This window comes from Mycobacterium colombiense (assembly GCF_003284935.1).
Taxonomy (GTDB): Bacteria; Actinomycetota; Actinomycetes; order Mycobacteriales; family Mycobacteriaceae; genus Mycobacterium; species Mycobacterium arosiense_A.
Genome location: NZ_QMEV01000107.1, coordinates 1 through 10,554 on the forward strand (window position 1 = coordinate 1; position 10,554 = coordinate 10,554).

Below are 10,554 nucleotides of genomic sequence, written 5' to 3' on the forward strand. Positions count from 1 at the left end.
GCCGTGTCGGGGGTCAGGCCGTCGCTGTCGACCAGCACCCGCGCGATCGCCTCGGCCGACGGCGTCACCAGCGCCACATGCCGGCACCGGGAACGCAACGTGATGGCGATGTCCTCGGGATCCACCGACGGCGCGCACAACAGGAAGACCGTCGACGGCGGCGGTTCCTCGACCACCTTCAGCAGGGCGTTGGCGGCGCCCTCGGTCAGCCGATCGGCATCCTCGATCACCACGATCTGCCAGTTCCCGGTGGCGGGGCGCCGCGACGCGATCTGCACGATCGCGCGCATCTCGTCGACCCCGATGGACAGGCCCTCGGGGATCACCCGGCGCACGTCGGCGTGGGTGCCGGCCATCGTCGTCGTGCACGCGTGGCAGCGCCCGCACCCGGGCTCACCGTCGTCGGCGCTCGACGTGCACTGCAGCGCGGCCGCGAAGCACAGCGCCGCCACCGAGCGCCCCGAACCGGGCGGGCCGGTGATCAGCCACGCATGTGTCATAGTCCCGGCGCCCGGCGCACTGTGGCCGGCGTCACCGCGAGCGGCCCTGGCGGCGGACAGCAACTCGGCCGTCACCGCGTCCTGGCCTACCAGCCGCGTAAACACCCCGGACATCACCGGTAACAGTAGTGGCGGCCCCGACAGATACCGAACGGCCACCGGACCGCGACCATTCCGTTATCTTCGGCGGCGCGGCGGCGCCCCGCGCGACCTGCCGAGATCGCAATTAAGTTTCCGCGACGTCGCCGCCGCCCGATACGGTGGGTTAGTGACTACGGCGGCAGCACTACCCGGGCGGATCAGCGCATTCGTCCGCTGGGTGATGCGCACACCGTGGCCGCTGTTCTCGCTCAGCATGCTGCAGGCCGACATCATCGGCGCCCTGTTCGTGCTCGGCTTCCTGCGCTACGCGCTGCCGCCCGAGGATCGCATCCAGCTGCAGGACCTGCCGGTGCTCAACGTGGCCATCTTCGCCACCGCGCTGGTCGTCGTGTTCCTCACCGGCTTGGCCGTCACGCTGCGGCTGCTGCTGCCCGTGTTCCGGTGGCAGCGCCGCGACAACATGCTCGCCGAGGCCGACCCGGCCGCCACCGAACTGGCGCGCAGCCGCGCGTTGCGAATGCCGTTCTACCGCACCCTGATCAGCATCGTGGCCTGGGCCATCGGCAGCGTGGTGTTCATCATCGCCAGCTGGTCGGTGGCCCGATACGCCGCGCCCGTCGTGGCGGTGGCCACCGGGCTGGGCGCCGCCGCCACCTCGATCATCGGCTACCTGCAGTCCGAGCGGGTGCTGCGGCCCGTGGCGGTGGCCGCCCTGCGCAGCGGGGTGCCCGAAAACGTCAAGGCGCCCGGCGTCATCCTGCGCCAGATCCTGACCTGGATGCTGTCCACCGCCGTGCCGGTGCTGGCGATCGTGCTGGCGGTGGTGGCGGACAAGACCTCGCTGCTGCACGCCACGCCGGAGAAGCTGTTCACCCCGATCCTGTTGCTGGCGATGGCGGCGCTGGGCATCGGCCTGGTCAGCACGCTGCTGGTGGCCATGTCGATCGCCGATCCGCTGCGCCAGCTGCGCTGGGCGCTCTCGGAGGTGCAGCGCGGAAACTACAACGCGCACATGCAGATCTACGACGCCAGCGAGCTCGGCCTGCTGCAGGCCGGCTTCAACGACATGGTGCGCGACCTGTCCGAGCGGCAGCGGCTGCGTGACCTGTTCGGCCGCTACGTCGGTGAGGACGTGGCCCGCCGGGCGCTGGAGCGCGGCACCGAGCTGGGCGGCCAGGAGCGCGACGTCGCGGTGCTGTTCGTCGACCTGGTCGGCTCCACCCAGCTGGCCTCCACCCGGCCACCCGCCGAGGTCGTCCACCTGCTCAACGAGTTCTTCCGGGTGGTGGTGGAAACCGTTGGCAAGCATGGTGGTTTCGTCAACAAGTTCCAGGGTGACGCGGCGCTGGCCATCTTCGGCGCGCCGATCGAACACCCCGACTCCCCCGGCGGGGCGCTGGCCGCCGCCCGGGAATTGCACGACGCGCTGCTGCCGGTGATCGGTTCGGCGGAGTTCGGCATCGGGGTGTCCTCCGGGCGGGCCATCGCCGGTCACATCGGCGCGCAGGCCCGCTTCGAGTACACCGTGATCGGCGACCCGGTCAACGAGGCCGCCCGGCTGACCGAGCTGGCCAAGCTCGAGCCGGGCCACGTGCTCGCGTCGGCGATCGCGGTCAGCGGGGCGCTGGACGCCGAGGCCCTGTGCTGGGACGTCGGCGAGGTGGTCGAGCTGCGCGGCCGCCGGGCACCCACCCAGCTGGCGCGCCCGGTGCACCTGGCCGGAACCACCGATCCCGCGCCCACCCGGCCGCGGACCGAGGAGATGTCCGGCGAGGCCATCGGCCCGGGCTACTGAGAGAACCCGAGCCGGATCAGCTGCGCTTCGCGGCCTTCTTCGCCGCCGCCTTCTTGGCCGGGGCCTTGCGGGTCGCCTTCTTGGCGGGGCGCTTGGCCGGGCCCCGAGCCCGGCGGTCGGCCAGCAGTTCGGCGGCGCGCTCGTCGGTGATCGACAGGACGTCGTCGCCCTTGCGCAGGCTGGCGTTCGTCTCGCCGTCGGTGACGTAGGGACCGAACCGGCCGTCCTTGATCACCATCGGCTTGCCCGTGGCCGGATCGGCGCCCAACTCGCGCAGCGGCGGCGCGGCGGCGCCCTGCCGGCCGCGGCGCTTGGGCTCGGCGTAGATCTTCAGCGCTTCCTCGAGGGTGATGTCGAACATCTGCTCCTCGGTCGCCAGCGAGCGAGAATCGGTGCCGCGCTTGAGGTATGGGCCGTACCGGCCGTTCTGGGCGGTGATCTCCTCACCGGTGGTGGGGTCCACACCGACCACCCGGGGCAGCGAAAGCAGCCGCAGCGCGTCCTCGAGCGTGACCGTCTGCAGGTCCATCGTGCGCAGCAGCGAACCGGTGCGGGGCTTGGGGCCGGTGGGCTTCTTGCCCTTCTTCGCGGGCGCGGCGCTGCCGTCGTCGTCGGGCGGTTGCTCCGGCAGGACCTCGGAAACGTATGGCCCGTATCGGCCGTCCTTGGCGACGATCTCGTGACCGGTCGCCGGGTCCACCCCCAACACCCGACCCTCCTGCGGGGTGGCGAAAAGCTGCTCGGCCACCTCCAGCGTCAGCTCGTCGGGCGTCAGCGAGTCGTTGAGGTTGGCCCGCTGCGGCTTGGGCTCACCGTCGTCGCCGGTCACCATGCGCTCGAGATACGGCCCGTTCTTGCCGACCCGCACGTACACCGGCCGGCCCTGCTCGTCGTCAAAAAGCCTGATGGAGTTGACTTCTCGGGCGTCGATGCCTTCCAGGTTGACGCCGACGAGTTTCTTCAGCCCGCCTGAGCGCGCCACCGAGTCGGCCACCCCGTGCTCGCCGCCGAAGTAGAAGTTGTTGAGCCAGTCGGTGCGCCGCTCCTGGCCCGAGGCGATCGCGTCGAGCTCGTCTTCCATCGCCGCGGTGAAGTCGTAGTCGACCAGGCGGCCGAAATGCTGTTCCAGCAAACCGGTTACGGCGAACGCCACCCAGGACGGCACCAGCGCGCTGCCCTTCTTGTGGACGTAGCCGCGGTCCTGGATGGTCTTGATGATCGACGAGTACGTCGACGGGCGGCCGATGCCCAGCTCTTCGAGCGCCTTGACCAGTGACGCCTCGGTGTAGCGCGCCGGGGGGTTGGTGGCGTGGCCGTCGGGGGTGAGTTCGATGGCGTCCAGTCGCTGGCCCTGGGTCAGTTGCGGCAGCCGGCTCTCGGCGTCATCGGCCTCGCCGCCGGCCAGTTCGTCTACCGTCTCGACGTAGGCCTTCAAGAAGCCGGCGAAGGTGATGGTGCGACCGCTGGCCGAGAACACCACATCTCGGCCGGTTGACTGGCCGTTGATCCGCAGGCTCAGCGTGGTGCCGCGGGCGTCGGCCATCTGCGAGGCCACGGTGCGCTGCCAGATCAGCTCGTAGATGCGGAATTCGTCGCCGTCGAGTTCGCGGCGCACCGCGTCCGGGGTCGCGAACGTCTCACCCGCGGGGCGGATCGCCTCGTGGGCCTCCTGCGCGTTCTTGACCTTGCGGGTGTACTGCCGCGGCGACGGCGACACGTATTCGGCGCCGTAGAGCTGGCGGGCCTGCGTGCGCGCGGCGTTGATCGCCGACTCCGAAAGCGTGGTGGAGTCGGTACGCATATAGGTGATGTAGCCGTTTTCGTAGAGCCGCTGGGCGATGCTCATGGTGCGCTCGGAGGAGAACCGCAACTTGCGGCCGGCTTCCTGCTGCAGCGTCGAGGTCATGAACGGCGCGTACGGGCGCCGGGTGTAGGGCTTCTCCTCCACCGACGCGACGGACAGCTGGGCCCCGCGCAGGCCCGCCGCCAGCTGCGTGGCGCTCGCCTCGTCGAGGATGGTCACCTCGTCGGCCTTGCGCAGCTGGCCCAGCGAGTCGAAGTCGCGGCCGGAGGCCACGCGCAGACCGTCGACCCCCGTCAGGCGGGCGGTGAAGGTGGGCGGCGCGGCCTGCGGGTCGGACACGCTGGCGTCCAGCTGGGCCACGATGTCCCAGTAGGAGGCGCTGCGGAACGCCATGCGGTCGCGTTCGCGCTGCACGATGATCCGGGTGGCCACCGACTGGACCCGGCCGGCCGACAGCTTGGGCGCGACCTTCTTCCACAGCACGGGGCTGACCTCGTAGCCGTACAGCCGGTCCAGGATGCGCCGGGTTTCCTGCGCGTCGACCAGATCGATGTCCAGGTCGCGCGGGTTTTCGGCGGCCTCGAGGATGGCCGGCTCGGTGATCTCGTGGAACACCATCCGCTTGACCGGGATGTTCGGCTTGAGGGTTTCCAGCAGGTGCCAGGCGATGGCCTCGCCCTCGCGGTCACCATCCGTGGCCAGGTAGAGCTCGTCGACTTCCTTGAGCAGGCCCTTGAGCTCGGTGACCGTGCTCTTCTTCTCGGGGCTGATGATGTACAGCGGTTCGAAGTCCGCGTCGACGTTGACCCCGAGGCGGGCCCAGGGCTCCGACTTGAACTTCGCCGGCACGTCGGCGGCGGCCCGGGGCAGGTCGCGGATGTGGCCGCGCGAGGACTCGACGATGTACCTGGAGCCCAGGTAGCCGGCCAGTTTGCGCGCCTTGGTGGGCGACTCGACGATCACGAGTCGCCGGCGGCTGCCGTTCCCGCCGCTGCCGGTGTCCTTTAGTTTCGGGTCAGCCAACTGCCCTTACGCTCCATCCGTGATTGGTCCCCCCTGCGAGACCACCTGCAGGAAGAATGACAGGTCGGCATCGAAAATTCCGGTGAAATTCAGGTACGCGACCGTTCCTTCGCCCTGCGGCACCTGACAATTTCGCACCCTTGGGCGGGCCTGCGCAAACTGACCCTCGCGAAAACGGGCGAAAGCCGACGCGATTCCGGGCGCCACCGCGCGGCTAAACTCGCGGCCACCGCGCGGACGCCTCGGCGCCCTCCGGCGCCTCCCCCACGTTCTCTACCAGGCGCGATAGCCTGCGGCGTCCGCTGATCCGCAGCGCCGGCCGACCGCCGCGGGTGCCGATCAGGGTGGGCGCGATCCCGACGCGCATCAACGCCGACGCCAGCGGCGAGTGCGTGTCCGGCGCGTGCGGGTCCAGCGCCAGCAGGTAGTGCTCGCCCTCCGGGTTTCCGGCCGCCAGCGTCCACGCTCGCAGTTCGCGCGGCCCGGGCAGCCAGCGCGGCGGCACGGTCTTGACCGCCCCGCGCGTCCATTCGGCGGCCAGCGTGCTCAGCGAGGGGTCCACGGCGGTGCGCACCAACGGGGTGTCCTCGTCGGTCCGGCTGATCTCGGCGACCAGACCCGCCTCGCGGATCATCTCGGCCAGCGCCGAGGCCCGCCAGGGCTGATCCACGACCACCGACAGCCGAGCACCCGCAACGGGATTTTCACCGGTGGCACCGACGGTGACGATCTGCCCGGACGCCGCCAGCACCCCGGAAAGATCGGCGACCGCGGGCGGCACCGACTCCGCTGTGAAGAAGGAAAGCTGGCTCACGCCACCGACAGTAGGCCAGGGTGCCCGCCCGCGTCTTGAGGCAACCGGCGCGGCGTCGGGCATCGACGGGGATGCACAGCCGGTTGCCGCAGTAAAGGAGGAAACCCCCCGGCTGAACCCGCTGGGCGGGTCTGCACGGGGGGTATCCGTTCAGGTCTGCTCTCGTCTAGACGGAGCGGACTCCGGTGGCCTGGGGGCCCTTAGGGCTATGGCCGATCTCGAACTCGACCTTCTGGTTCTCTTCGAGGGTGCGGAAGCCCGAACCCTGGATCTCCGTGTAGTGGACAAATACATCCGCGGAACCGTCTTCAGGGGCGATGAAGCCGAAGCCCTTCTCCGCATTGAACCACTTCACAGTTCCCTGTGGCATCTCTCGATCTTTCCTTTTCTTCTGGGTGCGGGGCATCGCTTTTCGATGCCCCGGGCCTGGTACGACCGCCATACCTCGCTGAGTCGCCGGAAGTTCACCCGACCGATTAACCTCGCAGGAACCGCGGCCGCAACGTCGATCCTGCGAAAGTTTGACACGAACACAGAAGCTGCGACCGCAAATAGTCAACCATGTTCATCGCGTCGGCGACAGACTTGTGTCATCCGCCGATTCGAAGGCCGCTGCGACGGCCGATTTCACGATCGGATCCCGGAGGAAGTGAGATGGCGAGTTTCGGCAGCGACCTGCTTGCCGCCGCACTCGCCGGGACCGCGGCCGACGAGCAGCCGCTGCGTCACGTCGCCGAACTGCCACCGCGCAGCGGCCGGCCGCACGAGTGGCCGGATTGGGCCGAGCCCGACGTCATCGGCGCGTTCGCCGCGCGCGGGATCACCTCACCGTGGTCGCATCAGTTCGCGGCCGCCGACCTGGCGTACGCGGGTCGGCACGTCGTGCTCAGCACCGGTACCGCTTCGGGCAAGTCGTTGGCCTATCAGCTTCCGGTCCTCAACGCGCTGGCGACCGATCCGCGGGCGCGGGTGCTCTACCTGTCCCCGACCAAAGCGCTGGGCCACGACCAACTGCGCGCCGCGCACGCGCTGACCGCGGCGATTCCGCGCTGCCGGGACGTCGGGCCCACCGCTTATGACGGCGACAGCCCCGACGAAGTCCGCCGGTTCGCGCGGGAACGTTCGCGGTGGTTGTTCTCCAATCCCGACATGATCCACTTGTCGATCCTGCGCAACCACGCCCGCTGGGCCGTCCTGCTGCGCGGTCTGCGATTCGTGGTCGTCGACGAATGCCATTACTACCGCGGGGTATTCGGCTCGAACGTGGCGATGGTGCTGCGCCGCCTGCTGCGGCTGTGCGCCCGCTACTCGTCGTCGCCGACGGTGATCTTCGCCAGTGCGACAACGGATTCGCCGGGCGCGACGGCCGCCGAGCTGATCGGGCTTCCGGTCGAGGAGGTCACCGAGGACGGTTCGCCGCAGGGCGCCCGGACCGTGGCGTTGTGGGAGCCCGCGCTGCGGGCCGACCTGACCGGCGAGAACGGCGCGCCGGTGCGCCGCTCCGCCGGCGCCGAGGCGGCGCGGGTGATGGCCGACCTGATCGCCGAGGGCGCTCAGACGCTGACGTTCGTGCGGTCCCGTCGCGCCGCGGAACTGACCGCGCTGGGCGCGCAGGCGCGGCTGGACGACATCGCTCCGGAGCTGTCCCGCGCGGTGGCGTCGTATCGGGCCGGCTACCTGGCCGAGGACCGCACCGCGCTGGAGCGCGCGCTGGCCGAGGGCCGGTTGCGGGGCCTGGCCACCACCAACGCGCTGGAGCTGGGCGTGGACATCGCGGGCCTGGACGCGGTGGTGCTCGCCGGCTTCCCCGGCACGGTCGCCTCGTTCTGGCAGCAGGCCGGCCGGTCCGGGCGGCGCGGCCAGGGAGCGCTGGTGGTGCTGGTCGCCCGGGACGATCCGCTGGATACGTATCTGGTGCACCACCCCGCGGCGCTGCTGGACAAGCCGGTCGAGCGGGTCGTGATCGACCCGGCCAATCCGTACATCCTGGGCCCGCAGCTGCTGTGCGCGGCAACCGAATTGCCACTGGACGAGGCTGAGGTGCGCACCCTGGGGGCCACCGAGGTGGCCGACGGCCTGGTCGATGACGGGCTGCTGCGGCGGCGCAGCGGAAAGTATTTTCCGGTGCCCGGCCTGGAACCGCATGCCGCGGTGGATATCCGGGGGTCGGCGGGCGGCCAGATCGTCATCGTGGAGGCCGACACCGGACGGTTGCTGGGCAGCGCCGGCGCGGGTCAGGCGCCGGCCACCGTCCACCCCGGCGCGGTGTATCTGCATCAGGGCGACAGCTACGTGGTGGACTCGCTGGACACCGAGCAGGGCATCGCGTTCGTGCACGCTGAGGACCCCGGTTACGCGACGTACGCGCGGGAGATCACCGACATCGCCGTCACCGGCACGGGTGAGCGCCTGACGTTCGGGCCGGTCACCCTGGGCCTGGTGCCGGTCCGGGTCACCCATCAGGTGGTGGGGTACTTGCGCCGCCGGCTCTCCGGGGAGGTGATCGACTTCATCGAGCTCGACATGCCGGAGCACACCCTGGCCACCATGGCGGCGATGTACACGATCACCGAAGATGCGTTGCAGCGCAAGGGCATTGGGCCGACCCGGATCCCGGGAGCTCTGCACGCCGCCGAGCACGCCGCCATCGGGCTGCTGCCGCTGGTCGCCAGTTGCGATCGCGGGGACATCGGCGGCCTGTCCACCGCCGTCGGGCCCGATCCGCTCGGGCTGCCCAGCGTCTTCGTCTACGACGGCTATCCGGGCGGCGCGGGATTCGCCGAACGGGGGTTTCGTCAGGCCCGCACCTGGTTGGGTGCCACGGCCGCCGCCATCGAGGCGTGCGAGTGTCCCCGGGGCTGCCCGTCCTGCGTGCAGTCCCCCAAGTGCGGCAACGGTAACGACCCGCTCGACAAGGCGGGCGCGGTGCTGGTGCTGAAGCTGGTTCTCGCGGAGCTGACGCGGGGGCCACGGCAGGGCGATGCGGGCGGGTGACGACCGGCCACCGGGTCGTGCGCCGAAGCCCGCACTCCTCTGGGGCCGCGCCCTCACCGTAAAATCGGCCGCATGGCCCACGACTGGTTGCTCGTGGAGACACTCGGGGGTGATCCCACCGTGGTGGCGCAAGGGCGCCAACTCAAGAATCTCGTCCCCATCACCACGTTCCTGCGCCGCAGCCCCTATCTGGCGGCGGTCCGCACGGCGATCGCCGAGTCGGTGCAGACCGGCCAGGCCCTGACCAGCATCACGCCCAAGCGGGATCGCATCATTCGCACCGAACCGGTGGTGATGTCCGACGGATTCATCCACGGCGTGCATGTCTGGACAGGCCCCGCCGACGCCGAACCGCCGGAGCGGCCGGTGCCCGGTCCGCTCAAGTGGGACCTGACCCTCGGCGTGGCCACCGACACCCGCGAGTCGCTGATCAACAGCGGCAAGAATCCCGAGGTCGAAGTCACCTTCGGCAGGGCCTTCGCCGAGGACCTGCCGTCGCGGGAACTCAACCCCAACGAAACCAAGGTGCTGGCCATGGCGGTCAAGGCCAAGCCAGGCCAAACACTGTGCAGTACTTGGGATCTCACCGACTGGCGGGGCGAGTCTATCCGGATAGGTTTTGTGGCGCGCACGGTGTTAGAGCCGGGGCCCGATGGCCGCGAGCATTTGGTGGCGCGGGCCATCAACTGGCAATCCGAATTGAAGGGGCCGGAGGTATCGACCGATGATCTGGCGCGACGAATCCTCAGCGGCCTGGCTCAGGCCGGGGTGCACCGCGCACTGATCGACCTCAACACCTGGTCGCTGCTGAAATGGCTCGACGAGCCCTGCACCTTTTACGACTGGCGCGGCAGTGAGACGGGCAAGCCCCGGGTCCACCCCGATGACCGGGACCTGATGTCCACCATGACAAGGGAATTCAGCGGCGGCGCCACCAGCCGGGTGTTGCGGTTGCCCGGCAACGACGGGGAATGGGTGCCGGTGCACGTCACCGTCAACCGGGTGGAACTGGAACCGGATACCTACGCCGGGCTGGTTTCGCTGCGCCTGCCCACCGACGACGAACTGGCCTCCGCGGGATTGTCGCCGACGCCGGACGCCGCGCCCTAGTCGTTCCCGGTCGCGGGTCCCGTCCGCGCGGCAGCCTTGGCCGCGCCGCCGAAGGCAAGCGCCACCCGCGCCGTGACGACGACATCGAGACCGTCGATGACACAACCGATGTCATTGACCCACATCCGGCGGGCCACCATGGTGGCGTCCGCGCACGCCGTGCCCGCACCGGAGCTCAGCCGGTTCGCGGCGGCCAGGGCGGCGAGGTCGGCCACCGCCTGGGCGCGGTGGCGCGCCACCACCGCCGAGCCCAGGTACGCGGCGGCGCCGGTCACCGTCAGCAGCACCACGATCATCCAGGCCGCGACCACAGTGGCGGAGCCGCGCTCAGCGCGAAGGCTCGGCCGCCGACACCGCCTCGGCCGCAATGTCGATGGTCGGCAACAACTTCGAATGCGCGACCACCGTGGCC

8 protein-coding genes are annotated in these 10,554 nt (G+C 70.1%); 3 read left to right on the plus strand and 5 right to left on the minus strand.

The features are described from left to right. Positions 1 to 614: DNA polymerase III subunit delta' (locus DQP57_RS25290; protein WP_112635507.1), on the minus strand; the 614-nt coding region annotated here is incomplete at its 3' end. Positions 615 to 768: 154 nt separating this feature from the next. On the opposite strand from DQP57_RS25290, the gene DQP57_RS25295 reads away from it, so the two are divergent. After that, positions 769 to 2,397 carry an adenylate/guanylate cyclase domain-containing protein gene (locus DQP57_RS25295; protein ID WP_112635508.1) on the plus strand — a complete coding sequence of 543 codons (1,629 nt, stop codon included), beginning with the start codon at positions 769 to 771 and terminating at the stop codon, positions 2,395 to 2,397. A gap of 16 nt (positions 2,398 to 2,413) precedes the next feature. Here DQP57_RS25295 and topA read toward each other — a convergent pair whose 3' ends face one another. The 3 genes from topA to cspA form a co-directional block, all read right to left on the minus strand. After that, positions 2,414 to 5,224, minus strand: a complete 2,811-nt coding sequence (gene topA / locus DQP57_RS25300; RefSeq protein ID WP_112635510.1) for a type I DNA topoisomerase — start codon at positions 5,222 to 5,224, stop codon at positions 2,414 to 2,416. A gap of 214 nt (positions 5,225 to 5,438) precedes the next feature. After that, a complete protein-coding gene (locus tag DQP57_RS25305; protein ID WP_112635512.1) occupies positions 5,439 to 6,038 on the minus strand; it encodes a hypothetical protein in 600 nt (199 codons plus the stop codon). Positions 6,039 to 6,204: 166 nt separating this feature from the next. Then, positions 6,205 to 6,408, minus strand: a complete 204-nt coding sequence (gene cspA / locus DQP57_RS25310; protein WP_007166602.1) for a cold shock protein CspA — start codon at positions 6,406 to 6,408, stop codon at positions 6,205 to 6,207. 284 nt (positions 6,409 to 6,692) lie between these two features. Here cspA and DQP57_RS25315 point away from each other — a divergent pair, with 284 nt between their 5' ends. Beyond that, positions 6,693 to 9,032 (plus strand): DEAD/DEAH box helicase, encoded by a 2,340-nt coding sequence (locus DQP57_RS25315; RefSeq protein ID WP_112635513.1) that lies wholly within the window; start codon positions 6,693 to 6,695, stop codon positions 9,030 to 9,032. Between the two features lie 72 nt (positions 9,033 to 9,104). Then, positions 9,105 to 10,142 carry a PAS domain-containing protein gene (locus DQP57_RS25320; RefSeq protein WP_112635515.1) on the plus strand — a complete coding sequence of 346 codons (1,038 nt, stop codon included), beginning with the start codon at positions 9,105 to 9,107 and terminating at the stop codon, positions 10,140 to 10,142. Here the strand turns inward: DQP57_RS25320 and DQP57_RS25325 are convergent. Next, entirely contained in the window at positions 10,139 to 10,510 is a 372-nt protein-coding gene (locus tag DQP57_RS25325) for an Rv3654c family TadE-like protein (RefSeq protein ID WP_430920191.1), read from the minus strand. The two genes, DQP57_RS25320 and DQP57_RS25325, sit on opposite strands and share 4 nt — an antisense overlap. Between the last annotated feature and the right edge of the window lie 44 nt (positions 10,511 to 10,554).

Bases quoted from the DNA above. Each gene is read 5' to 3' on its own strand.
- DQP57_RS25315 (WP_112635513.1), top strand. From the start codon at position 6,693: ATGGCGAGTTTCGGCAGCGACCTGCTTGCCGCCGCACTCGCCGGGACC.
- DQP57_RS25320 (WP_112635515.1), top strand. From the start codon at position 9,105: ATGGCCCACGACTGGTTGCTCGTGGAGACACTCGGGGGTGATCCCACC.
- cspA (WP_007166602.1), bottom strand. From the start codon at position 6,408: ATGCCACAGGGAACTGTGAAGTGGTTCAATGCGGAGAAGGGCTTCGGC.